The organism is Streptomyces sp. NPDC043952 (assembly GCF_056435325.1).
Genome location: NZ_JBWKES010000013.1, coordinates 70,243 through 94,042 on the forward strand (window position 1 = coordinate 70,243; position 23,800 = coordinate 94,042).

The window sequence follows — 23,800 nt, forward strand, 5'->3', positions numbered from 1 at the left end:
GGGGGGGGGGGGGGGGGGGAGGGGGAAAAGGGTCTCCAAGGGTGTGGGTCTCTCCCTGTTTCGGGGGGAAAGCCCTTTCTGGCCTTTCTGGGGTCCGCCCCCCCGCCCCCCCGCGGACACATCCCGCCACGCGGACATATGTCCCGAATACCCCGAATGCCGTACGGGTGAATCAGCCCTATGGTTCTGTCATGGAGCACGCACTGAGTCCCGCAACCCTTGCCGAACTGCGGCGTCCGCGGCCCTATCCGGCGGTGTCCGTGCTGACCCCGACGCACCGCCGCGGAGCGGGCAACGAGCAGGATCCGGTCCGGCTGCGCAATGTGCTGGCCGAGGCCCGCAAGCGCCTGGAGACCGACCCGGCCGTGACCCGTGAGCGGCGCGCGGACGTCGACGCCCAGCTGGAGAGGGCGCTCGCCGAGGTGGACCTCACCCATGCCGAGGACGGCCTGGTGATCTTCGCCGCGCCGGGCGAGCACCAGGTCTGGTCGCTGGCCCGCAGCGTCCCCGAGCGCGTGGTGCTCGCGGACACCTTCCTCACCCGCAACCTGGTCGCCGCGCAGGCCGCCGAGCGGCCCTTCTGGGTGCTGTCCGTCTCGGCCGACCGGGTCACCCTGTGGAGCGGCGGGGTGGACCGGGTGGTGGAGGAGCACGCCGGGGGCTTCCCGCTGATCCGCAGCAAGGAGAACTTCGACGCCGAGCGGCAGATGCGCGTCGGCGACCAGCCGAGCACCTTCCGCGACGAGGGCACCCGCCAGTTCCTGCGCGAGGCGGACACCGCGATGGCCGCGGTCCTGCGCGACCACCCCCGCCCGCTGTACGTCACCGGCGAACAGGCCGCGCTCTCCCTGATGGACGAGGCCGGCGGCATCTCCCGGCGCGCGGTGCACGTGGGGCACGGCGGGCTCGCGAACTCCGGTCCCGAGGCGGTGTGGCAGGCGATCAAGCCGGCGCTGGAGACGGAGGCCTCGAAGGGCACCAGTGCCGTGATCGAGGAGCTGACCGCCGCGCGCGGGCGCAAGACCTTCGCGGCGGGCCTGGACGAGCTGTGGCAGAGCGCCCGCGAGGGCCGGGTGCGGCTGCTCGCCGTGGAGGAGGGCTTCCAGGCCATCGTCCGCGATGACGGCGACCACCTGATACCGGCCGACCCCGGCGACCTGGACGCCCGCAACGACATCGTGGACGAGATCGTGGAGCAGTGCCTGGAGACCGGCGCCGACGTCCGCTTCGTGCCCGACGGCACGCTGGACGAGGAGGACGGGATCGCGGGGGTGCTGCGGTTCTGACCCGCCCCCGCGGGCCTTGAGTGCGGGGGCCGGGCGCGTGGGGCGGGAGGTCCGGGCGCTGGAGAGCGGCGGACGGGTGGCCGCCGGACTCGCCCCGCGCCCGGACCGGTACGCCGCGGTCAGCCGCTGACGCTGGCGGCGCCCGTCTCCAGGTGGCCGGTGAACCGGCGCGACCAGGTCGCGTCGGAGTCCACGGTGATCGTGAAGTCGTACCAGCCGTTGCTGTACGCGACCGCGTTGAAGAAGTCCTCCGTAAAGGCACCGGCGGCGACGGTGTACGTCCAAGGGCCGTCGCTGCGGTAGTGGTTGGAGGTGATCGTGAACTTCACCGACGCCGAGCCGGAGTTGGTCATCTTGAAGTAGACGGCGAGCTTCCCGCTGCCCGGTTCCACGGCGTAACGGGTGCTCACCTCCGCCGACTTGCCCGCCTTGGTGGCGTCGCCCTGGAAGCGGCGCAGGAAGCGGTTGGGGCCGACCATCGACAGGTCGTACTTGCCGTCGCCGTAGCCCGAGCCGATGTTGAAGTAGTCGGTGGCGGTGCCGCCCGCGTCCACCGTGTACTGCCAGGGCGTGGTGTCCCGGTAGGCGTTGAGGTGGATGGAGAAGTGGGCCGCGCGGGAGGCGGGGCCGCCCTGGTTGGTCATGACGAACCAGGCCAGCGTCTTGCCGCCGGCGTCGAACTCCAGGCGGTCCAGGTAGCCGCCCGGCTGGTACGGCAGCGCGCGGGCCGGGCGGGTGCCGGGCTCCTGGGCGGGCAGCGCGTTGTCGGTCGGCACCGGGTTGGGCAGCGAGGTGCAGTTGTCGATGCCGATGACGCTGGTCGCGGGCAGCGGGACCGGGCCCTTGACGGGGTGGGCGAAGTCGAAGACGCCGGTGAGGTCGCCGCTCACCTTGCGCCGCCAGTCGCTGATGTTGGGGCACTTCGCGGGCGTGCCGAGGGCGGCCGTCCAGGTCTCCAGGAAGCGCAGCACCGAGGTGTGCTCGAAGACCTCCGAGGACACCCAACCGCCGCGTGTCCAGGGCGAGATGACGATCATGGGCACGCGGAAGCCGAAGCCGATCGGCACCCCGTTCAGGAACTCGCCGGCGGTGCCGGAGGGCGGAGACGGCGGGGGCACGTGGTCGAAGTAGCCGTCGTTCTCGTCGTAGTTGAGGAACATGACGGTGGAGTCGAAGACGTCCTCGTCGGCGGCGAGGGCCTGGTAGACGAGGTTGACGAAGTGGGCGCCGTCGCCGGGCGGGGCGTAGGGGTGCTCGGAGAAAGCCTGGTTGGCCACCACCCAGGAGACCTGCGGGAGGGTGCCCGCCTGCACATCGGCCTTGATCGCGGCGGCGATGTCGTCCGGGGTGGAGCCGGTCACCTTCGGCACCGAGGCCATGCCGCGGTCGTACAACGGGTCGCCCGCCTTGGCGTTGGTGAAGTTGCTGAAGTACGCGCAGGCGTTGTCGCCGTAGTTGTCGGCGGCGTTCTGGTAGACCTTCCAGCTCACCCCGGCGGCCTGGAGCGCCTCGGCGTAGGTCTGCCAGGTGAGGCCGGACTCGTCGCCGCCGTCGTTGCTGGAGGAGTCGACCTTGCCGCTCCACAGGAAGGTGCGGTTGGGGCCGGTGGCGCTGAGTGTGGAGCAGTAGTAGGCGTCGCAGATGGTGTAGTTGTCGGCGAGCGCGTAATGGAAGGGGATGTCGGAGCGGTCCAGATAGCCGAGCGAGCGGACGTTGCCGACGCCCAGCACCCAGTTGTCCATGCGGCCCTTGTTCCAGGCGGAGTGCTGGGAGGACCAGGAGTGCGGCAGGTCGCCGTTGCACTGCGCGAGGGTCTCGCCGTCCTTGCCGGCCGCCGACGGGGTGGCGCTGAGCTTCCACGGGTACTGGCGGGAGAGCAGGTTCGGCTGGTTGAAGACGGAGTAGTTGCCGCTGAGGGTGATGCCGCTGCGGTCGTCGAAGCCGCGCACGCCCTTGAGGCGGCCGAAGTAGTGGTCGAAGCTGCGGTTCTCCTGCATCAGGATCACCACGTGCTTGACGTCCTTGATCGTGCCGGTCGCCGTGGTGGCCGCCGCCGCGGCGGTGCGCGTGGTGGCGCCCAGCGCCACTCCCGCCGCCACGGATGCGCCCAGCCCCACGAAGCCCCTTCGGCTGATCGGTGTCATTCGTCCGTCCTCGGTCACGGGAGTGCCCCTGCGGCACACCGCGGGCCAGGGTGCCCGCGCCGGTCGTCGGGGTCCATACCCGTGCGGTGAGGCAAAGATGAACAATATTCAAATCCGGCCAGGGTGGCCGGGGCAACCGCGGCCAGAGTGGCCGGGACAACTCCGGCAGACGCCTCACACCCCTCCGAACAGCACGTTCAGCCCCCGTTCCACGACCGCCGCCATGTCCTCCTGACCGGCCGCCACCACCTCGTAGGTGCGCACCAGGAAGCGGCGCAGGGTCGAGGTGGGGAACTGGAGCAGGGCGAGTCCGAAGGGCGAGTGGAACTCCAGGACGGTCCGGGTGCGGCCGTAGGGCCAGATCTGCACGTCGCCGTGGCCGGCCGGGGTACGCAGCCCCTGGTCCAGCAGGGAGCGCGCGAAGGTCCAGCTGACGTCCTCGTCCTCCAGCGCCGCCTCGGCCGGGAAGTCCACGAAGACGGCGAGCGGATCGCCCGTGGTGTAGCGCAGGGTGGCCGTGACGGGGATCTCCCGGTCCTCGGCGGTCAGGAGCCGGGCGCGGGCGGGCAGTTCGATGGTGGTCTCCATGCCTTTATGGAGTACGGATCGGCCCCTCGCATGCCGCCAAATCCGGTCAGAGTTCGACGGGTACCGGCCGGACCCGGACGACGGGGCGCACAGGGCCGTCGAACATGTGGCTGAACGTCCGGTCAGGGGGCCTCGACGCAGGACCGCGGGGTCCGTCAACTCCCGTAGATTGTCTACGACTTGATTGCCCGACCGGGTACTTGGGGAGCGGTCCGGGATCGCTTCGGGAAGACTCTGGCATATGCCGGAAGCACCACCGTATCGTGTGTTGCCAAATCCCTTACGGGGCGTCCCGCGCTGTGCGACAGTCGTTGCGGTCCCCCCGTTCCGCCCGGCCCTGCCGTCCCCTCGTTCGGAGTGCGAAATGCCGTCCCCCCTCTCCGCGGACCGCCCAGCCGCCCAGCTGGCCGGCCCCGACCCGGTCGAGGCGTTGATCACGCAGGCGCGGCGGCTCAAGGGCGACGTGGACGCGGTACGGCGGGATGTCCGCTACGACGGCACGGACCCCGAGGAACGCTGGCAGCGCGCCCTGTACGACCTGGCGCTGCACCAACTGGACGATTTAGACGCCCACTTGGGCCAACTGCGCACCGGCCCCGCGCCCCTGCCCCCGACCGGACCCGCGGAACCCGCCGAGACCGGGGAGCCCGCCGGGTCCGGGGCGACCACGGAGTCCGGGGAGCCCGCGGAGTCCGGGACGACCGCCGAAGCGCTCACCGTCCGCCCGTCCCCCGTCGGCACCCCCCGAGGCGCGCTGCTCAGCCGGGTCGGCAGCGCGGAGTGGAACCTGCTGACGGACGAGGCGGCCTGGTCCGGGGAGCTGTACCGCATCCTCGGCCGCGACCCGGCCCTGCCCGCCCTCACCCTGGACGAACTGCCCTCGCTGGTCGTGGAGGAGGACCGGCCGAAGCTGACCGCGATGGTCACCGGCTGCCTGATCGACGGCCGGCCGATCGACGGCGAGTTCCGGGTGCGCCGCCCCGACGGCTCGGTGCGGACCGTGCACATGATGGGCGAGCCGGTGCTCGGCGCCGACGGTGCCACCGCCTCGATGTGGGCCGTGCTGCGCGACGTCAGCACGCTGCGCCGGCGCCGCAGGACGGTGCGCGAGCGGCAGGACTCGCTCCACCGGCACCGGCAGCGGGAGCAGACCGAGCGCCGGGTCGCCAGCGAGCTCCAGGAGGCCGTGCTGACGCCCTGGCGCGGCTCCCTGCGCCCCCCGTACCAGGGCCCGCGGACCCTGGACCTCGCCGCGCACCGGCTGCCCGCCGACGGCGCGGCACCGATCGGCGGGACCTGGTACGACGCCCTGGAGCTGGCCGACGGCGAGACCCTGCTGAGCGCCGGCGACCTCACCGGGCACGGGGTGGCCGTCGCCTCGGGCATGGCCACCCTGCTCGGCGCGGTGCGCGGCATGGCCATGGCCGGCACCCAGCCCGCCCAACTCCTCGCCCTGCTCAACCAGTTGCTCGACGCCACGGTGGAGCCCGCCCTCGGCAGCGCCGTCTGCTGCCGCTACCGGCCCGCCACCCGGACCCTGGTGTGGGGGCAGGCGGGACACCCCGCCCCGCTGCTGTACCGCGACGGGACGGGGTGCGTGCTCGACGCCCCCGAGGGCGTTCTGCTCGGCGCCACCTCGGGCGCCTGCTACGGGCAGGCCGAGGTGGACCTCGTACCGGGCGACCTGCTCCTGCTGCACACCGAGGGGCTGGTCCCCGGACACAGCGCGGCGGCGGCCACGGACCGGCTGCTGGACCTCGCCCCACGGTTCGAGGACGCACGGGACGCACGGGACTGCGTGCGGGCGCTCGTGGAGGAGTTCGGCGGGGCCGGACGGGCGGACGACGCGTGTGTGCTCCTCGCCAGGGTGACGGCGTGAGCCGACACTCGGACGGGTGCGTGAGCCGACGCCTGGAGGGGCGACCGGCGGCCGGACCGGCCGGTCGAGAGGGTACGGCGCGGACGGTTACGCCCGTGCGCTGTTCGCGCCCTTGCTCCGCGGCTTGGGCAGGGCGAGCCTGATCTCCTCCCGCAGCTCGTGGATCTTCGGGTATCCGGCGTACTGGGCGGTGAGCCGGTACATCTGGCGCAGCCGGTCCCAGGTGCGCCGCGAGGAGTTCGCGCCCATCGACATCAGGGCGAGCCGCGCGTAGCGGTCGGCCTGCTCGGGGTCGTCGGCGATGAAGCAGGCCGAGGCCATGGAGAGATGGTCGAAGATCTTCGAGCGCTCCCGGCCGTCGACACGCAGCGCCAGGGCCTTGTCCGCGAAGTGCTGGGCGTGCACGGCCGCGGCCGGGTCGAACTCGGCCAGCGTGCGGTAGGCCAGGGCCTGCATGCCGTACAGGTCCTCGGCCTTGAAGGTCTGCATCCAGTCGAGGGGTTCGCCGTCGCCCTTGTCGGCGACGAACAGGTCCTCCGCCTGCCCGAGGGTGCGGCGCATCGCCTGGCCCTTGCCCATCGCCGCCTGCGCCCAGGCCTCGATGGTGTGGAACATCGCCTTCGTGCGCGGCTGGAGGCCCTCCCCCGCGCCGGACTGGGCGAGCTTCATCAGGTCCAGCGCGTCGTCGGGCCGGCCCAGGTGGACCATCTGGCGGGCCGCGCGGGACAGCGCCTCCCCGGCGCGCGGCCGGTCACCGCCCTCCCGCGCGGCGTGCGCCGCGATGACGAAGTACTTCTGCGCGGTGGGCTCCAGGCCGACGTCGTGGGACATCCAGCCCGCGAGGACGGCCAGATTGGCGGCGACGCCCCACAGGCGGCGCTGGAGGTGGGGGGGATGGCGGTAGGCGAGCATGCCGCCCACCTCGTTGAGCTGGCCCACCACCGCCTTGCGCTGGAGGCCGCCGCCACGGGCCGCGTCCCAGGCCCGGAACACTTCGACGGAGGCTTCCAGCTCCGCGACCTCCTCCGAGCCGATGGGGGCGGCCTCGTAGCGGTCGAAACCGGCGGGGTCGGGGTGCAGGGGGTCGTCCAGGGCGGGGCCGTCCGCCTTCAGGACCGGGTCGGTGTGCAGCCAGTCGTGCATGGCGCTGCTGAGTGTGGATCCCGCGGCGAGCGCGGCACCCGCGCCCACCAAGCCGCGTCGGTTGAGCATGAGGTCCATTCCCGTGAATTCGGTGAGGACCGCGGCGGTCCGCTCGGGCGCCCACGGCACTCCGTCGGGATGTTCCTCGATCCCGTCGGCCTGCCGTTTCCCTGCCCGCCCGTGGCGCACCAGACCGAGGTCCTCGATGGTCACGACACGGCCGAGACGCTCGGTGAACAGGGCCGCCAGCACCCGCGGCACGGGATCGCGCGGGATCTCTCCCATGTCGATCCACCGCCGGACCCGTGAGGTGTCGGTCGCCAGCTGGGGGTGGCCCATGGCCGCCGCCTGCCGGTTGACCAGTCTCGCGAGTTCGCCCTTCGACCAGCCGGCCAGGCCGAACAGATCGGAAAGGCGGGTGTTGGGTCGTCCGCTCACGTCAAGCCCCCAGGTTCTCGGCTGAGTTGACAGTAGCCCGGTGGGAGTTGCCGAGCGACTATTCGCCAGGGTTCGCCAGGGTGCGCCAGATGGTGTGCCAGGGGCCATCGGGTGTCAGGTAGGAAAGCGCCACCCCGACCCGGTCTCACCGGGGACATTCCCCAGGGTGTACCGGGGACCGGGCCGGGTTGACGCGAGGACTTCACAGGCAGGCACCGCAGGCAACGAAGGGATCGGATCTCCCATGTACGCGGCAACGTCCTCCGTGTCCGCCCCGCTTCGGCCGCTGCGCCCCCGCCCGGCGGGCAGCGGACCGTATCTCGACCCGGCGGCACGTCCGGGCGGCTCCGTGCTGGGCGCGCCCCGTCCCCGGCGGGTTCCGGGGCAGCCCGGCGTCCCGCCGCTCAGCGGGAGGCTCGACTTGTCCGGCCCCCAGGGCGCCCCGCTGCGTACCGCGATCGCCGCGGTGCAGCGGATCTGCCCGGAGTTCGCGCCGGTGCAGGTGCTGCGGCGCAGCGCGCGCTCCGTGCTGTTCGTGGGCACCACCGGGCGCAGCACGGCCGTCGCCAAGTGCCTGCTGGACCAGGCGCCGGCGTGGGCGGAGCGGAGCCGCCACGAAATAGCCGTATACCGCTCGTTCGTCCGGCACCGCCCCCCGGTTCGGGCGCCCCGGCTGATCGCGGCGGATCCGGACAACTGCACCCTGGTGATCGAGCGGATGCCCGGCCGGGTGGCGGCACTTCAGCGGCATCCGGTGGAGGCGCCGCCCCGCGCCGACATCCGCGCGGCGCTGGGCGCGGTCTGCCGGGTGAACTCCTGGCGGCCCCCGGCCGGTCTGTTCGACATGCCCCTGGACTATGTCGAACAGCTGTCCCGCTACCACGAGTTGGGGCTGCTCACCGACCGGGACCTCGGCGACCTCCAGAAGCTGCTGCACGGCATCGCGCAGGAGGTGGGCCGGGGCGCCATGCTCCAGTTCTGCCACGGCGACGCCCTGCTGTCGAACATGCTGCTGTCCCCGGCGGGTCCGGTGCTGGTGGACTGGGAGCACGCGGGCTGGTACCTGCCGGGCCATGACCTGGCCACGCTCTGGCTGGTGCTCGGTCAGGCTCCGGCGGCGCGGCGGCAGATCAGCCAGATCGCCCAGTCGGCGGGCCCGGCCTCCCGCGACGCCTTCCTGGTGAACCTGATGCTGCTGCTGACCCGTGAGATCCGGCGGTACGAGACGGCCGTGCAGCGCTCGATGCAGGACCCGGCCCCGTTGGCACCCGGTCTGCCCCGGCCGGGCGCGGTGCCGTCCGGCGAGGAGCAGCGGCTGCTGCTGCGGCGGCTGCACGACGACTGCCAGATGGCCCGCAAGGCGGTGCGCGCGGCGGTCGGCACACGCTGAGGGGAACGCGGGGCACCTCTTGGAGGCCCGCGGTGCGCCAGGAACGACGGCGCACCGCGGGTCTTCCGGCCTCTGGGGGGGCTCCCGCGCTCCGGGGGCCTTCCGCGCGCCGCGGGCTTTCCGCGCACCGGGGGCGGCCATGCGGGGGAATCGTTTCGGCCGTACGGCGGCAGGCGTCCGGCGCCGGTACGGGCAGCACCGTACGGCGCCGTACGGCCGCGACCAGCGACGCGGCCCATTGGTCTACGCCACTGACGCGCCGCAGGCCCGCCCGCCGCCGTCGCGAAACTCGCCGAAACCCGCCGTGACGTGGGAAATCTCCTTTGCGATTGCATCATTGACGGATCGTCGGCCAGCCGATACCACTGACCCAGTTCGGCGCCGCACGCCCCGCCACGCCCGTCCGTCACAGGAGGCCGCATTGCGAGGTTCCGCCCCTGATTCCCCGTCCACGCCCGGCCACAGACATCTGAGGCGGGCCGCCGTGCCGCTCGCCGCGGCGGCCCTGCTGCTGCCGCTGTTCGGCGCGGCCCCCGCCCAGAGCGCCCCGGACTCCTCCCCCGACCGGCTCCAGTCCGCGTTCGCCTCCGCGTCCGCCGCGTACCACGTGCCGCAGAGCGTGCTGCTGGCCGTCTCCTACCTCCAGTCCCGCTGGGACTACCACGGGGGCGCGCCCAGCGTCTCCGGCGGCTACGGCCCGATGCACCTCACGGACGCCCGGACCGCGATCGCCGCCTCGGAGCACTTCGCCGACGGCACCGAGGACGCCCGCGGCGACAGCTCCCGCCCCGCCCCGCACCCGAAGGCGCGGGTGCCGGCCGACTCCGCGCTCCCCGCCCGGCTGAAGACCCTGCCGCAGGCGGCGAAGCTGACCGGCATCCCGGCCGCGAAGCTGCGCACCGACCCGGCGGCGAACATCGACGGCGGCGCCGCCCTGCTGGCCGCCGCGCAGCAGCGGCTCGGGGAGCCGCTGAGCGCCGACCCGGCCGACTGGTACGGCGCGGTGGCCCGCTTCTCCGGCGCCGACGACAAGGCGACCGCGGCGTCGTACGCCAATGACGTGTACGACGTGCTGCGCACGGGTGAGCGGCGCACCACGGACGCCGGGCAGCGGGTGGCCCTCGCCGCCGAGCCGCGTCTCGCCCCGGACACCGCGCAGCTGTCGCGGACCGGTCTGCGCACGGTGAAGGACGACGGCGCGGAGTGCCCGAAGTCGGTGTCCTGCGAGTGGCTACCGGCGGCGTACGCGCAGTTCGGCGACGACGACTACGGCAACCACGACCTGGGCGACCGCCCGGCGTCGCAGGCGATCAAGTACATCGTCATCCATGACACCGAGGGCGCCTGGGACGGCGTCCTGAACCTCATCCAGGACCCCACCTACGTGTCCTGGAACTACACCGTCCGCTCCACCGACGGGCTGATCGCCCAGCACGTCAAGGCGAAGGACGTGGCCTGGCACGCGGGCAACTGGGACGTCAACGCGCGCTCCATCGGCATCGAGCACGAGGGCTTCCTCGCCGATCCGGACGCCTGGTTCACCGAGGCGATGTACCGGTCCTCGGCGCGCCTGGTGAAGTACCTGTCCGCCAAGTACGGCATTCCGCTGGACCGGCAGCACATCCTGGGCCATGACAACGTGCCCGGCCCGACCGCGTCCACCATCGCGGGGATGCACACCGATCCGGGGCCGTACTGGGACTGGGCGCACTACTTCCAGCTGCTCGGCCACCCGTTCGAGAAGACCGCGGGCAGGCAGGGCGGCCTGGTGACGATCCGGCCGGACTACGCCGCCAACCAGCCGGCGTACACGGGCTGCACGACGGCGGGCGAGCCGTGTGCGGCGCACGCCTCCAGCGAGGTGCGGCTGTACTCGGACCACGATGTGAACGCGCCGCTGATCAAGGACATCGGGATCGGTACGGCGCCGACGATCGACGTCAACGACGTGTCCTCGCGGGTCTCCACCGGTCAGCAGTACGCGGTCGCCGATCACTGGGGCGACTGGACGGCCATCTGGTACCTCGGGCAGAAGGCGTGGTTCCAGAACCCGGCGAAGCATCCGACGGCGGTCTCCGCCAAGGGGAAGGTGATCACCCCGAAGGAGGGTCTGACCAGCATCCCGGTGTACGGCCGCGCCTACCCGGAGAAGTCCGCCTACCCGGCGGGGGTGCCCGCGCAGTCGGTGGTGCCGCTGCCGTACACCATTCCGGCCGGGCAGAAGTACGTGGTCGGTGACGAGATGCCGGGTGAGTACTACTACTCGGTCACCTTCACCCCGGACTCGCACCAGGTGGTGCGGGGCGACGACCTGTACTACGAGATCCAGTACGGCCACCGGGTCGGGTTCGTCCGCGCGGCGGACGTGACCGTGGAGAGCTCGGCGAGCTAGCCGCCGGGGGCCTCAGCCCTGCTGGAAAAGTTCCGCCGGGAGCGGCTTCAGCAGGGCGTACAGGTCGTCGGTGATGGGCCGGTCCCAGGCGGCGATGGTGACGAGGACGCCGTCGCTGCGGTCGAACTGCACGCAGGAGATCCGGCTCTCGGAGAGCTTCAGCCGGCGCACGATGAGGAGGTTGTCGCCCTGGAGCACCGGGGTGTCCTCGGTGCCGACGACGGTGACCTCCTCGTCGTTCTCCAGCGCCAGCAGCAGCTGGCCCACCTCGAAGGGGATCTCGTCCTCGGCCACCTCGCGGGCCGGGGAGCCCTGCGGCAGATTGCCGATGATCATCGCGGGGCCGCGGCCGCCGAAGAGGTCGTAGCGCAGGAAGACACCCTGGCAGGTGCCGTCGGGCGCGGGCAGCAGCCCCGCACCGAGGTTGCCCGGCCAGTCGCCCGGGTCCATGGCCAGCACGTCGAAGTCGGGCCCGGCGGGAGTGGCGCTGCGGCGGCGGAGGAACGACATGCGGCCATGGTACGTGCCCCGGCAGAACTGGGTGACCTGCGGGCGGCTGGTGGTGGGACGGGGAGCTGTGGTTCAAGGGCGGGACAGAGCGGGGTGCGGGGAGTGGCCCGGTGGAGGCCGGGGGGCGGGTGCGGGAGTGGCGCTTCGGGGGCGGGTGGCGCCGCGCTGGTGGTGGCTGGCGAGCCCCGGAGCGAGAAGGGGCCGGGAGCGGGCCCCGCCCGTCCGGTGCGCGGGCCCGACGAGAGGCGGCGCGAGGCCGAGGCCGCCGGGCGGGTGGCGGTGCGGGGGCACTTGTCCGATCGGGCGTGGGCAGGGGTCGTACCGGCGTCTGTCATGTGGGTCGGCCGCGGCCGGCGCGCACCCTGGACACCAGCACCGGCACGGGTCGGCCTACCGGCCGCATGGCGCCTGCACGGCGGCCGGGCCGCCCGCGCGACCCACCGGCGCAGGCGGCCCGAGCGGCGGCACGGCGTCCCCGAGGGTGAACCCCACGCCGCCTACCGCGACCCACCGTCCAGGCTCGCGAGCACCACCCGGACCAGCGAATTCCGGCGGCACGGCGGGCCCCCGCAGCGCTGTCGCCGCGCCTCACCTCATCGGCTCACCCGCACGGCCTCGCCCACGCCTCCCCCGGTGTCGGGCGGCGGCACCGCGATGCTCACGCCTCCCCCGGCGTCGGCGGCAGCACCGCGACCGGACTGGCCGCGTGGAGGAGGACGGCCTGGGTGACGGAGCCCATCATGCGGGCCGGGGCCAGGAGGCGGCGGCGGTGGCGGCCGACGACGACCAGTTCGGCGTCGCGGGAGGCGGCCACGAGGTTGCCCGCCGCGTCGCCCGGCAGCGCCTCGGAGTCGGCGCGGACGCTCGGGTGGCGTTCGCGGTGCGGGGCGAGGAATCCCTCGGCGAGGGCCCGCGTCTCGTCGGCGATGGCCTCCTCGTCGGGCATCGGCGGCACCAACTGGCCCGGTGCCGACCAGGTCTGAAGGGGCCAGGGGTAGGCGGCGATCGCCTGGACGCGGGCGCCGCGCAGGGCCGCCTCGGTGAAGGCGAAGGAGAGCGTGGCCTCGTCGGGGCTGTCGACGTTCAGGCCGACCACCACACGGGGTCCCGGTTCGGCCGTTCCCTCGCCGTGCACCTCGCGGCCGGGCGGGGGTACGACGACCACCGGGCACTCGGCGTCCCGCGCGGCGGCGAGGCTGCTGGAGCCGAGCAGCAGGCTGGCGAAGCCGCCGCGGCCCCGCGAGCCGAGCACCAACAGCTGAGCGCCGGCGCCGAGTTCGGGCAGCACCGCGCCGGGCGCGCCCTCCAGCGTGACGTACTCGACGCCCTCGGGCGCGTGGTCCGCGAGCCGGGTGCGCACCTCGTCGAGGACGGGGTCGCCCTCCTCCTCGGGCGGCCCGGCCACCAGGACGTCGGTCTGCCCCCAGGCGGCGTACTGGCGGACATGGACCACCCGCAGCGGTGCCGCGCGGCGACGGGCGGCGTCCGCGGCCCACTCCATCGCGCGCAGGCTGTCCTCGGAACCGTCCACCGCGGCGATGACCGGCGCAGCGCTCATGCTTCCTCACCTCCGGAACCCGACCTTCTCCCTTGCTGGGGCCAGCCTCCATCAGGCACCGGCCCCGGCAGGGCGCTGTGGATCGCGTGTCCGGAAATCGGCGCGCAACACCCCCGGTTCAGGCGCGCGGCACCCCTGGTTCGGATCAGGCCGCCCCGAAGATCCGGGCCGCCCTCAGGTGAGGTCGAACTCCCCTTCCCGCGCGTCGGAGACGAAGGCGCCCCATTCCGCGGGGGTGAAGATCAGGGAGGGGCTCTCCGGGCGCTCGCTGTTGCGCATCGCGATGAAGCCCTCGACGAAGGCGATCTGGACATCGCCCTTGCCTCGGCTGCTGGACCGCCACTCCGCCTTGCTGAGGTCCAGGTCCGGCTTGTCCCAGCCCTTGAGCGGCTTGTGCTGGGTGGTGCTGTCGGCCACGTCCGTGCTCCTCCCGGTGTCGTCGTCCGCGGCTCAGCCTAGCGACCGGTCCCGGTGCCCAACAGCCCACGTGGGGAGGACGTCCGGCGCCGGCCACCGGCGCGCGGCCCCCGGTGTCCGTCCACCGCTTCACCGGTCGAGGAAGCCCGTGACCCGCCGCCTGAACTCCGCCGGATCGTCCAGCCATGGATAGTGCGCGGCACCCGGCTGGACGGTGACCTCGGCGTTCGGGAAGCACTCCGCCGCCCGGCGGGCCCGCTCCGGGCGCGGTCCGCCGTCGAGAGCGCCCGCGTACACGAGGACCGGGGCCGTCAGCGCGGTGAGGGCGGCGCGGGTCGCGTCCGGGGTGAAGGCGCCCTCGGCGAAGTACCGGTCGGCGGCCTCGTCGTTGGTCTGCGCCGGCTCCGCGTCCGTGTGGGCCCGCGCGGTGTCGTCCCAGCGGCCGTAGAAGAAGGGGAGGAAGACGTCGTCGAAGTCCGTCTCGCCCGCGAGCCAGGAGCGGAAGGCCGGGTACGCCTCGGGGAACCACGGCTCGTGCGCCCGTGCCGCGGCCGCGGCGAGCCGGTCCTCGGGGGTGTTGGGCAGGCCGAGGGCGGACGGATTCGGGGTGATCAGCAGCAGGCGCCTGATCCGGTGGGGGTGGCGGGCCGCGTAGAGCATGGCCAGGGCCGCGCCGGCGGAGTGGGCGAGCAGGTCGAAGCGGTCGAGGGCCAGGTGCTCGCGCCAGGTCTCCACGTCCTCCACCATGCGGTCGCAGCGGTACGTCGCCGGGTCGGCCGGTGCCGCCGAGTCGCCGGTGCCCCGCAGGTCCAGCAGGGCCAGCCGGCGGTGCGCGGTCAGCCCGCCGAGGTCTCCCAGGTAGGCGGAGGCGCGCAGGGGGCCGCCGGGCAGGACGGCGAGGGGTTCGCCCGCGCCGCGCAGGTGGTAGGCGAGGCGAGTGCCGTCGGCCGTGGTGAAGGTGGGCATGCGCATGATCTTCGCGGCCCGGCGCGGTCGACCGCAACGCCTTTCCGCGGGCCCCCCGGCACGTTCCCGCGGGCGGTGCGACAAATCTCCGCCGCCCTCTTGTCTGAAACCCCCTTGGCCTGAATTACTGGCCCCGAACAGTTCGACCGAATGATCGGTCGTCCGGAATGTCTTGGCGAGTCTTGGTGAATCCTGGTGAGGAGACGTGCCGATGGCGCAGGCGCGGGATCTGCTGGATGCGGGCGAACGGCTCGGAGGCGAGGAGTTGCGGGCGCTTCAGCTGGAGCGGCTGCGCGCCTCGCTGCGGCACGCCTATGAGCACGTGCCGTTCTACCGGGAGTCCTTCGACAAGGCGGGGGTACGACCGGAGGACTGCCGTTCGCTGGAGGATCTCGCCCGTTTCCCCTTCACCACCAAGGCGGACCTGCGGGAGAACTACCCGTTCGGGATGTTCGCGGTGCCCAGGGAGCGGATCCGCCGGCTGCACGCCTCCAGCGGCACCACCGGCCGCCCCACCGTGGTCGGCTACACCGAGAACGATCTGTCCATGTGGGCCGACATGGTCGCGCGCTCCATCCGGGCGGCGGGCGGACGCCCCGGCGACGTGGTGCACGTGGCGTACGGCTATGGGTTGTTCACCGGCGGCCTCGGCGCCCACTACGGCGCGGAACGGCTCGGCTGTACGGTCGTCCCGGCGTCCGGCGGCATGACGGCGCGGCAGGTGCGGCTGATCCAGGACCTGGAACCGGCCGTGATCATGGTGACGCCCTCCTACATGCTGACGCTGCTCGACGAGTTCGAGCGGCAGGGCGTGGACCCGCGTACCACCTCGCTGCGGGTGGGGATCTTCGGGGCCGAGCCGTGGACCGAGCAGATGCGGCGGGAGATCGAGGAGCGGTTCGCGATCGACGCCGTGGACATCTACGGGCTGTCGGAGGTGGTCGGTCCCGGTGTGGCGCAGGAGTGCGTGGAGACAAAGGACGGGCTGACCGTGTGGGAGGACCACTTCTACCCGGAGGTGATCGATCCCGTCACCGGCGAGCTGCTGCCGGAGGGCGAGCGGGGCGAGCTGGTGTTCACCTCGCTGACCAAGGAGGCCATGCCGATCGTCCGGTACCGCACCCGCGACCTGACCCGGTTGCTGCCCGGCACGGCGCGGGTGTTCCGGCGGATGGAGAAGATCTCCGGGCGCAGCGACGACCTGGTGATCCTGCGCGGGGTGAACCTGTTCCCGACGCAGATCGAGGAGATCGTGCTGCGCACACCGGGCGTGGCCCCGCACTTCCAGCTGAGGCTGACCCGCGAGGGCCGGATGGACTCGCTGACGGTGCGGGCCGAGGCGCGCCAGGGTGCGACGCCGGAGGCGCGGGAGGCGGCGGCCCGGTCCATCGTGGCGGCGGTGAAGGACGGCATCGGGGTGTCGGTGGACGTGGAGATCGTGGAGCCGGAGTCGCTGGAGCGCTCGGTCGGCAAGATCCGCCGCATCGTGGATCTGCGGCCGCGGGAGACCGGTCAGGGGTGATGGCCTCACCCCTCGGCGAAGTGGTCCCGCAGTTCGCGCTTGAGGATCTTCCCGCTGGCGTTGCGGGGCAGCGCGTCGACGAACAGCACCCGCTTGGGCGCCTTGAAGGACGGCAGCTTCTCCCGTACGTGCGCGACGAGTTGCTGCTCGGTGACCTCGCCGCGTGGCACCACGACCGCCGTGACCGCCTCGATCCAGCGCTCGTCGGGCAGACCGATCACGGCGGCCTCCGCCACCGCCTCATGGGTGTAGAGGGCGTCCTCGACCTGCCGTGAAGCGACCAGTACCCCACCGGAGTTGATGACGTCCTTCACCCGGTCCACGATGGTGAAGCAGCCGTCCGCGTCCCGCACCGCGAGGTCGCCGGAGTGGAACCAGCCGCCGCGGAAGGCGTCCGCGGTCTCCTCGGGCTTGTCCCAGTAGCCCTCGCACAGCTGCGGTGAGCGGTAGACGATCTCGCCGGTCGTGCCGTCGGGCACCTCGCGGCCTTCCGCGTCCACGACCCTGGCCTCCACGAACAGCACGGGCCGTCCGCAGGAGTCGAGGCGGCCCTCGTGCTCGGCCGGGCCGAGGACCGTGGCGAGGGGGCCGATCTCGCTCTGCCCGAAGCAGTTGTACAGGGCGAGGTGGGGCAGCCGCCCGCGCAGCCGCTCCAGGACGGGCACCGGCATGATGGAGGCGCCGTAGTACGCCTTGCGGAGCCCGCCGAGGCCGCGGGTGGCGAAGTCGGGCCGGTTCGCCAGGGCGATCCACACGGTGGGCGGCGCGAACACGCTGTCCACGCGGCCCGCCTCGATCAGGTCGAACAGCAGGTCCCCGTCCGGCGCGTCCAGGATGACGCTGGTGGCGCCCACCGCGAGGTAGGGCAGCAGGAAGACGTGCAGCTGGGCAGAGTGGTAGAGCGGCAGCGCGTGCGCGGGGCGGTCGTCCGCGCGCAGGTCCAGGGCGGTGATCGCGCTCACGTACTCGTGCACCAGGGCCCGGTGGGTCATCATCGCGCCCTTGGGCAGCGCGGTCGTGCCGGAGGTGTAGAGGAGTTGGACGAGGTCCTCGGAGCGCGGTTCCGGGCCGTCGTACGGCGCGGTGTCCGCGAGCCGCGCCAGCAGCGAGTCCCCGGTGTCCCGCAGCGGCAGCGACCGTACGCCCGCGGGGAGCCGGTCCGCGAGGGCGGGGTCGGCGAGCACCAGGCTGCTGCCGGACTGTCCGAGGAGGTAGGCGAGGTCGTCGCCGGTGAGGTGGTTGTTGACCGGGACGTGGACGAGGCCCGCGCGGGCGCAGCCGAGGAAGGCGATCAGGTAGGCGTCCGAGTTGTGGCCGTAGGCGGCGACCCGGTCGCCGGGGGCGACGCCCTCGCTGAGCAGCAGCGCGGTCGCGCGGGAGACGGCGTCGTCCAGTTCTCCGTACGTCCAGCGGCGTTCGCCGTACTCCACCGCGACCCGCGCCGGGGTGCGGCGGGCGCTGCGCCGCAGCATCGCGTCGACCGTGCTGCCCTGTCCGCCTGCCGTGCCGCCCTGTGCCTCGCTCATGACGGCAGATCCTGGGCCCGCGCAAGGCGCGGGTCAAGGACTGCGGGAGACCGGATTCCGGCCGGACGCGCGCCCGCCGCCGCGCGCCGCATCCGGTGTGCTTTTCCTGACGTCATGTCAACTTGCCACGTTCTCCAGCACGGCCATCGCCGCGTCGCCGCCGCCCGGCACGTCCCGGTCAACGCCTCGCCGCAGGAACTGGCCGCCCTCACCGGGGACACGCCGCCGGAACCCGCCGAGGGTGCCCAGCTCAAGGTCAACATGCCGCTCACCCGGCTGCCGAAGCCGCGCGAGCCGGACGCCGACCCCCGCGAGGCCTTCGCCGGCACCTTCCATATCGCCGAGGGCTACGGCCAGTTGGCCACCGCGGCGACGCGGCCGGTCATGCCGTGGAAGCGCCGCCGGGCGGCGTACTCGCGCTCGCCGCCAGTCAGCCGGCCTGCCCCGACGATGACGGCGTCGTACGCGCGGGTTCCCCGGTTCGCGGGCATGGTCCTTCGTAACACGGGGCCGGAGGAGGCTCAGGGCACCTTGTGCGGGGCCGGGCACGCGGCCGGGCCCAGGCGGGACATCGCGCGCAGGATGTGCTTCGGGGGGCGCTGCCAGCGCAGGTGGGGCGGGATGCGGCGGAGCAGGGTACCGGTGCCGCGCAGGCGGCGGGTGACGGTGGCGGGGTCGGGGACCGGTCTGCCGTACAGGTCGTGGGCGTACGGGGGCAGCGCGGCGTAGGCGAGGTCCGCCACCCGGCGCCAGAGCAGGTCGCGGGCCGGGATCAACAGGGGTCGTACCGGCGGGTGTTGGAGGAAGTCGTCCACCTCCCGTGCCTCGGGGCCCGCCGCGAGGTGGGGACGCATCCTGGTGAAGTACGCGGCCAGTTCGGCGCGGTCGGCCGGGACGTCCCGCGGGTCGAGGCCCACCAGGCGGGCGCTGACCCGGCGTTCGGCGATGTAGCGGTCGGCCTGGGCGTCGGTGAGCGGGTAGCCGGAGCGGCGCAGCACCTGGAGGTAGGAGTCGACCTCCGCGCAGTGCACCCAGCGCAGCAGCCCCGGTTCGCCGACGCCGTACCGCTCGCCGGTCGCGGGGTCGGTGACGGTGAGCCTGCGGTGGATGCCGCGGACGTGGGCACCGGCGCGTTCGGCGGCCTCGGTGGTGCCGTACGTCGTGACGCCGACGAAGTCCGCGGTGCGCGAGAGGCGGCCCCACGCGTCCCGCCGGAAGTCGGAGTTCTGGAGGACTCCGCGCACCGCGCGCGGGAGCAGGGCCTGGAGGTAGAGGGCGCGGACACCGGCGATCCACATCATGGGGTCGCCGTGCAGCTGCCAGGTCACGGAGCGCGGGGTGTAGAGACCGGGGTCGCCCATGCCTCCAGTATGGCGGCAGGCGCTCGGAAGAATCCGCGGCAACTGCCCCTTGACCGGCCCGCCCACCGCTGCTGCAACTTGCGGAAAGTTGCAGCAAGTTGTTGCCAGCGATGGGGGCGGCTGCTTGACTCACCCATCCCAGCGACGCGAGAGAAACGAGCCGACTGCCATGACCACCGAGACCGATGTCCTCGTCCTGGGCGGCGCCGGCGTGGACACCGTCGTCCACGTGCCGGAGCTGCCGGTCCCCTACGCCGACAGCCACATGATCCGGCCGGGCATCGTGACCCGCGCCGGGCAGAGCGGGGACTTCGTGGCGCTCGGGGTCAGTGCCCTGGGCCTGCGCGCCCACCACATCGACCTGGTCGGCGCCGACCCCGAGGGCGATCTGGTGCGCGCGCTGCACCGGGACCGGGGCATCCCGCTCACCGACGTGCCCTCCGCCGCCGGCACCAAGCGCGCGGTCAACCTGGTCGGCCCGGACGGGCGCCGGCTCTCCCTGTACGACGACACCCGCAGCCAGGAGTCCGACCGGCTGCCCGAGGGCACCCTGCGCGCGCTCGCCGCGCGGAGCCGGCACGCGCACGTGGTCATCACCCACCCGTGCGCGTACGCCCTGCCGGTGCTGCGCGAGGCCGGGCTGACCGTCTCCACGGACCTGCACAACTGGGACGGCGCCAACCCGTACCACGAGCCCTTCGCGCTCGCCGCCGACCTGGTGTTCCTGTCCACCACCGCGCTGGCCGACCCGGAGCGCACCATGCGGGACATCGCGGCGCGCGGCCGGGCCCGGATCGTGGTGGCCACCGCGGGCGCCGAGGGCGCGTACCTGCTGGCCGACGGCGAGCTGTCCCATGTGCCCGCGGTCGCCCCGCCCGAGCCCGTGGTGGACTCCAACGGCGCGGGCGACGCGTTCGCCGCCGCCTTCCTGCTCGGCTGGCTGGACGGCCTGGACCCGCTGCGCTGCGCCCGCTACGGCGCGATCGCGGGCGCCCACGCCTGCACGGTACCCTCGACCCGCGCCGACGCCATCTCCCTGGACGAACTCCTCACCCGCGTCGCCGCGTCGGACGCCGCATGAGATCCATGAGCTGTGCCACCCGGTTGCCGTCCGCCGCCGGGGCGCGGAGTCGCGGTCTGGCATAGGGGCCACCGGGTGATCCGGCAGGGGGGCTCACGCCAGGTCGGCTGTCGGGAAGGCCGGCCAGCCCGCCATGAGGCCCCCGTCCAGGGTCAGGGTCTGGCCGGTGATGTACGACGCCCCCGCGGACCCGAGGAAGATCACGGCCTCGGCCACCTCCTCGGGGGTGCCCGGCCGGTGCAGGGGCAGCACGGAGTTCACCGCCTCGCGCGTCCGGTCGTCGCCGGTGACCCGCTCGTACATGCCGGTCCGGGTGAAGCCGGGGGCGACCGCGTTCACCCGGATGCCGTGCGCGGCGCCTTCGAGGGCGGCCGCCTTGGTGATGCCGATGACGGCGTGCTTGCTGCCGGCGTACACGGCGACCTCCGGGTAGCCCATCAGGCCGTACACGCTGCTGACGTTGACGATGCTGCCGCCGCCGCGCTCCCGCATGGCGCGGAACTCGTGCTTCATGCTCAGCAGGGTTCCCTTGACGTTGGTGTCGAAGGTGGCCGCGTAGGCGTCGTCCGTCACGGCGGTGATCGGCGCGGACCGCCCCTCGGTCCCGGCGTTGTTGAGGGCGACGTCGATCCGGCCGAAGCGGTCGACGGCCTGCGCCACGAGGTCGCGGACCTCGTCCTCCAGCCGCACGTCGGCCCGCACGAACAGGGCCCGCGCCCCGAGCCCTTCGAGTTCCCCGGCGAGTTCCTTGCCGGGGCCCGGATGCCGTCCCGAGACGACGACATCGGCACCCCGCCTGGCGTAGGCCACGGCGGTGGCCCGTCCGATTCCGCTGAGCGCGCCGGTGATGACGACCACGGGAGCTGACATGAGGGGAGTCCTCTCTGGGCCTCTCCAGGGCCTCTCCAGGCCTGTGCGGACGGTCGACCGTGGCGAAGCGTAGAGGCGCGTGAGGACAAATCGCCCATGGCTACGCCGTCGACTGACCCGGACAGCGCACCCATGCACCCTATGGGCGCCCTCGACCGGCTAGGTCAGCGTCTCCAGGAATTCGGCGCACGCGTCGGCGCAGGAGCGGCAGGCGGCCGCGGCCGATTCGGCGCCGGGGTGCCCGTCGAACGCGTGGGCGGATTCGAGGCAGACCTTGCGGCACCAGTCCACCCGGCCGCGCAGCCCCTCCTCGTCCTGGAGGCCCTCCTCGCACAGCAGCCGGCAGGTGGCGTCGCACACCTCGGCGCACATGATCCCGAGCCGCCGCACCCGCTCCTGGTGGTCGGAGCCGCCCGGATCGACCAGGCTGACCCGCACGGAGCAGGCGCGGGCACACTCCGTGCACGCCTGGGCACATCCGAAGCGGTCCTCCAGGAACCGGTAGAGCTGCTGCGGGGAAGCCTGCTGGGTCACAGCGTGCGGGTTGCCCCGAGGGCCGGGGGCAAACCCGGCCGTCCCCACGACAGCGGAGTCCGATTTATTTCATTTGTTCGATTCGCTCGGTTATGGGAGGGGTATCTCTGTCGTATGAACACCGCACCGATGCAGCTGGCCGCACCGAGCGGCCTGATGAGCCTCGTCCTCTTCGTCGTGGCCGTCGGGCTCCTGGCACTGCTCGCCGGCGGCTTCTGGCTGACCTCCCGCGTCAAGTCCAGCGAACCCGCTCGCCCGCGTCCCGAGGAGCAGCCGAAGCTGCCACCGGAGGGTGCGGTGCACGAGCTCCGGGAGAACCGGGACTACCAGGAGGTCCCCAGGACACCCAAGGGCGGCCGTCCGCTCACCCCCTACGAGCTGAGCAACATGGACTCCAAGACCAGCGAGGACCAGAAGCGTCCGCGCTGGAGCAGCGGGTCCAGCGGGTCCTTCGGAGGCGGGGGGCTCGGCGCTCACTGACGGTCGGTGACCGCAGCGACGAAGGACCCCGGCGGACACGCTGTGTCGCCGGGGTCCTTCCGCGTGGACGGGCTCGGGCTCAGGGGTGGTCGGGCTGCTGCGCCGGGGGCACTCCGCCGCCCTCTCCCCCGCCCTTGTCGCCCTTGTCCGTGCCCTTCGGGCGGCCGCCCGCGCCGCGCTCGGCCGCCTGCCGGGCCTTGAGTTCGCCGCTGTCCTGCGGGGTGGCGCCTCCCTTGTCACTGCGCCGCTGTTCGGGCTGCTGTGGATTGGACATGCGCCGTACTCCCTCCGGGTGATGCGTACTGCGTGCCGGGTCCGGGTTCCCAGGGCGGCGGACGTGACGCACTCCGCTCACGACGGGCGGTGGACGCGCCGCGCACCGCTCACGGCCTGGTCAGCCGCTGATGGAGGTGTTCGAGGGCGTCGAGCAGGACCGTGCGGTGGTACCAGGCCAGCCAGGCCGCGGTGTCGGCGGCGAGCAGCCCCAGGGCCTCGGCCTGGGCCGAGGTCGGGCGGTGTCCGGCGTCGGGCCAGTGCACGGTGATCAGGCCGGCGCAGCAGCCCGCGGAGGACAGGACCGGGACGCACTGGAGGGCTCGCGCGCCGGTCGCGAGCAGGGCGCGCCGGCTGTCCTCGGAGAGCAGCGCGTCGGTGGCCACGTGGGGCATGCTCACGCGTCGTCCGCGGGTGCGGGCGACCGCCTCGGCCGTACCGTCGTCACGGCCGCGCCCGAGGTGGTCGAGGTAGGCGTCCGTGCCGCCGTACCGGGCCTCCAGGGCGAGCGCGTTGACGGCGGGATCGACGCAGAGCACATGGCCGGCCGGGGCGCGGCCGATGGCGAGCGCCTCGCGCAGTACGGCGTCGATCATCTGCCCGCGGTAGCGGGGGTCGCGTTCGGCGCGGGCGAGGACGCGCAGCGGGGGCACGGGCAGCGGGCGGCGGCCGGGGAACCAGGCCGGGCCGTCGGGCGGCCGGGCCACGACGACGACGGAGGCGAGGACGCGCAGCGGCACGTTGAAGCGCTGGGAGGTCTCCCGCAGCACACGGAAGGCGCCGCCGGTCTCGGGCAGGGCGTAGCGGGCCATGAGCACGCCCTGCGCCATGCCGATCACCGGGGCGGTGCGGACCCGTGCGCGCAGGGCGCGGACCTCTTGGTCCAGGTCCTGGTACGACGGCCGCAGCGGATCGGCCATCTGGGAGCGCCAGGCGGGCAACTCCTCCACCCCGGCGGCGGCGCGGGCCAGTTCACGCACCGCCTCGTCCAGGGTGGCGTACAGCTGGACGCCCTCCAGGCGGGCCAGGCGCACGGCCTCGCGGACACCCGGCCGGGCGCGCACGATGATCAGGTCGGGGCGGCCGGCGCGGACGCGCGTGGTCTGGCTGAGGGTGCGCAGCACTGCGGCGCCGCCGAGCTGTACATGGGCCATGTCGAGGACGGGCCGCAGCCCGGCGCGGTCCGCCTGCTCCAGATGGCCGCGCAGCTCCTGTGACCAGGCATCGGCGCCGTGCGCGTCGAGGGTGCCGGACATGCGCAGCAGCAGCGCGCCCTCGGCGGGCAGGCCCTCCACCACGGAGGACTCGATCATCAGGGGGGCCGGTGCGCCCGGCCGCGGCGTGAAGGCTTTCATGGCATCACCCGGGCAGCTCGGGGAGGGGCCGGTACGGCCGCTTCCTGACCATGAACCTGACCTTGGACACCCACCATGCACGGCGGA

General features: G+C 73.2%; 21 protein-coding genes and 1 pseudogene. 8 read left to right on the forward strand and 14 right to left on the reverse strand.

The features are described 5' to 3' along the window. Positions 1-191: 191 nt before the first annotated feature. Positions 192-1,286 carry a baeRF3 domain-containing protein gene (locus tag AC069R_RS17360; RefSeq protein WP_478767636.1) on the forward strand — a complete coding sequence of 365 codons (1,095 nt, stop codon included), beginning with the start codon at positions 192-194 and terminating at the stop codon, positions 1,284-1,286. 119 nt (positions 1,287-1,405) lie between these two features. Here AC069R_RS17360 and AC069R_RS17365 read toward each other — a convergent pair whose 3' ends face one another. Then, positions 1,406-3,430 carry a phosphocholine-specific phospholipase C gene (locus tag AC069R_RS17365; RefSeq protein WP_478767637.1) on the reverse strand — a complete coding sequence of 675 codons (2,025 nt, stop codon included), beginning with the start codon at positions 3,428-3,430 and terminating at the stop codon, positions 1,406-1,408. Positions 3,431-3,604: 174 nt separating this feature from the next. After that, positions 3,605-4,018 (reverse strand): SsgA family sporulation/cell division regulator, encoded by a 414-nt coding sequence (locus AC069R_RS17370; protein WP_478767638.1) that lies wholly within the window; start codon positions 4,016-4,018, stop codon positions 3,605-3,607. 364 nt (positions 4,019-4,382) lie between these two features. Here AC069R_RS17370 and AC069R_RS17375 point away from each other — a divergent pair, with 364 nt between their 5' ends. Next, the gene (locus AC069R_RS17375) at positions 4,383-5,897 is read left to right on the forward strand and encodes a PP2C family protein-serine/threonine phosphatase (protein ID WP_478767639.1); all 1,515 of its coding nucleotides are present in this window, start codon (positions 4,383-4,385) and stop codon (positions 5,895-5,897) included. An 87-nt stretch (positions 5,898-5,984) separates the two neighbouring features. Here the strand turns inward: AC069R_RS17375 and AC069R_RS17380 are convergent, their stop codons facing one another. Beyond that, positions 5,985-7,478, reverse strand: coding sequence for a DNA-binding protein NsdB (locus AC069R_RS17380; RefSeq protein WP_478767640.1), 1,494 nt, complete (start codon positions 7,476-7,478; stop codon positions 5,985-5,987). Positions 7,479-7,722: 244 nt separating this feature from the next. On the opposite strand from AC069R_RS17380, the gene AC069R_RS17385 reads away from it, so the two are divergent. Both AC069R_RS17385 and AC069R_RS17390 read left to right on the forward strand, forming a co-directional pair. Further along, a complete protein-coding gene (locus AC069R_RS17385) occupies positions 7,723-8,868 on the forward strand; it encodes an aminoglycoside phosphotransferase family protein (RefSeq protein ID WP_478767641.1) in 1,146 nt (381 codons plus the stop codon). Positions 8,869-9,289: 421 nt separating this feature from the next. Then, positions 9,290-11,260, forward strand: coding sequence for an N-acetylmuramoyl-L-alanine amidase (locus tag AC069R_RS17390; RefSeq protein ID WP_478767642.1), 1,971 nt, complete (start codon positions 9,290-9,292; stop codon positions 11,258-11,260). A gap of 12 nt (positions 11,261-11,272) precedes the next feature. Here the strand turns inward: AC069R_RS17390 and AC069R_RS17395 are convergent, their stop codons facing one another. The 4 genes from AC069R_RS17395 to AC069R_RS17410 form a co-directional block, all read right to left on the reverse strand. After that, the gene (locus AC069R_RS17395) at positions 11,273-11,770 is read right to left on the reverse strand and encodes a hypothetical protein (RefSeq protein ID WP_467265865.1); all 498 of its coding nucleotides are present in this window, start codon (positions 11,768-11,770) and stop codon (positions 11,273-11,275) included. Positions 11,771-12,428: 658 nt separating this feature from the next. Next, entirely contained in the window at positions 12,429-13,328 is a 900-nt protein-coding gene (locus AC069R_RS17400) for a universal stress protein (protein WP_478767643.1), read from the reverse strand. Between the two features lie 174 nt (positions 13,329-13,502). Beyond that, the gene (locus AC069R_RS17405) at positions 13,503-13,745 is read right to left on the reverse strand and encodes a DUF397 domain-containing protein (protein ID WP_471060924.1); all 243 of its coding nucleotides are present in this window, start codon (positions 13,743-13,745) and stop codon (positions 13,503-13,505) included. 129 nt (positions 13,746-13,874) lie between these two features. After that, the gene (locus AC069R_RS17410; RefSeq protein ID WP_478767644.1) at positions 13,875-14,711 is read right to left on the reverse strand and encodes an alpha/beta fold hydrolase; all 837 of its coding nucleotides are present in this window, start codon (positions 14,709-14,711) and stop codon (positions 13,875-13,877) included. A 211-nt stretch (positions 14,712-14,922) separates the two neighbouring features. On the opposite strand from AC069R_RS17410, the gene paaK reads away from it, so the two are divergent. After that, positions 14,923-16,233: a phenylacetate--CoA ligase PaaK gene (gene paaK, locus AC069R_RS17415; RefSeq protein ID WP_478767645.1), complete on the forward strand. Its 1,311-nt coding sequence runs from the start codon at positions 14,923-14,925 to the stop codon at positions 16,231-16,233. A 5-nt stretch (positions 16,234-16,238) separates the two neighbouring features. On the opposite strand, the gene AC069R_RS17420 is transcribed toward paaK, so the two are convergent. Then, positions 16,239-17,759, reverse strand: coding sequence for an acyl-CoA synthetase (locus tag AC069R_RS17420; RefSeq protein WP_478767646.1), 1,521 nt, complete (start codon positions 17,757-17,759; stop codon positions 16,239-16,241). 153 nt (positions 17,760-17,912) lie between these two features. Here AC069R_RS17420 and AC069R_RS17425 point away from each other — a divergent pair. Further along, positions 17,913-18,128: pseudogene (locus AC069R_RS17425) on the forward strand (FAD-dependent oxidoreductase); the annotation flags it as partial. Here the strand turns inward: AC069R_RS17425 and AC069R_RS17430 are convergent. Together AC069R_RS17430 and AC069R_RS17435 are read right to left on the reverse strand one after the other, a co-directional pair. Beyond that, a complete protein-coding gene (locus AC069R_RS17430; RefSeq protein ID WP_478767730.1) occupies positions 18,107-18,250 on the reverse strand; it encodes a hypothetical protein in 144 nt (47 codons plus the stop codon). The pseudogene AC069R_RS17425 and the gene AC069R_RS17430 sit on opposite strands and share 22 nt — an antisense overlap. 30 nt (positions 18,251-18,280) lie before the next feature. After that, positions 18,281-19,120 carry an oxygenase MpaB family protein gene (locus AC069R_RS17435; protein WP_478767647.1) on the reverse strand — a complete coding sequence of 280 codons (840 nt, stop codon included), beginning with the start codon at positions 19,118-19,120 and terminating at the stop codon, positions 18,281-18,283. Between the two features lie 169 nt (positions 19,121-19,289). Between AC069R_RS17435 and AC069R_RS17440 the strand changes: the two genes are divergently transcribed. Beyond that, a complete protein-coding gene (locus AC069R_RS17440; protein ID WP_478767648.1) occupies positions 19,290-20,201 on the forward strand; it encodes an adenosine kinase in 912 nt (303 codons plus the stop codon). A gap of 93 nt (positions 20,202-20,294) precedes the next feature. Here the strand turns inward: AC069R_RS17440 and AC069R_RS17445 are convergent, their stop codons facing one another. Both AC069R_RS17445 and AC069R_RS17450 read right to left on the reverse strand, forming a co-directional pair. Further along, a complete protein-coding gene (locus AC069R_RS17445) occupies positions 20,295-21,071 on the reverse strand; it encodes an SDR family NAD(P)-dependent oxidoreductase (protein WP_478767649.1) in 777 nt (258 codons plus the stop codon). Positions 21,072-21,230: 159 nt separating this feature from the next. Then, entirely contained in the window at positions 21,231-21,605 is a 375-nt protein-coding gene (locus AC069R_RS17450; protein ID WP_478767650.1) for a four-helix bundle copper-binding protein, read from the reverse strand. Between the two features lie 114 nt (positions 21,606-21,719). Between AC069R_RS17450 and AC069R_RS17455 the strand changes: the two genes are divergently transcribed. Further along, positions 21,720-22,085 carry a DUF6479 family protein gene (locus AC069R_RS17455; RefSeq protein WP_478767651.1) on the forward strand — a complete coding sequence of 122 codons (366 nt, stop codon included), beginning with the start codon at positions 21,720-21,722 and terminating at the stop codon, positions 22,083-22,085. A 79-nt stretch (positions 22,086-22,164) separates the two neighbouring features. Here the strand turns inward: AC069R_RS17455 and AC069R_RS17460 are convergent, their stop codons facing one another. Then, complete coding sequence (locus AC069R_RS17460) at positions 22,165-22,359, reverse strand: hypothetical protein (RefSeq protein WP_478767652.1); 195 nt, start codon at positions 22,357-22,359, stop codon at positions 22,165-22,167. Between the two features lie 109 nt (positions 22,360-22,468). Further along, entirely contained in the window at positions 22,469-23,713 is a 1,245-nt protein-coding gene (locus AC069R_RS17465; RefSeq protein WP_478767653.1) for an ANTAR domain-containing protein, read from the reverse strand. Positions 23,714-23,800 lie beyond the last annotated feature (87 nt).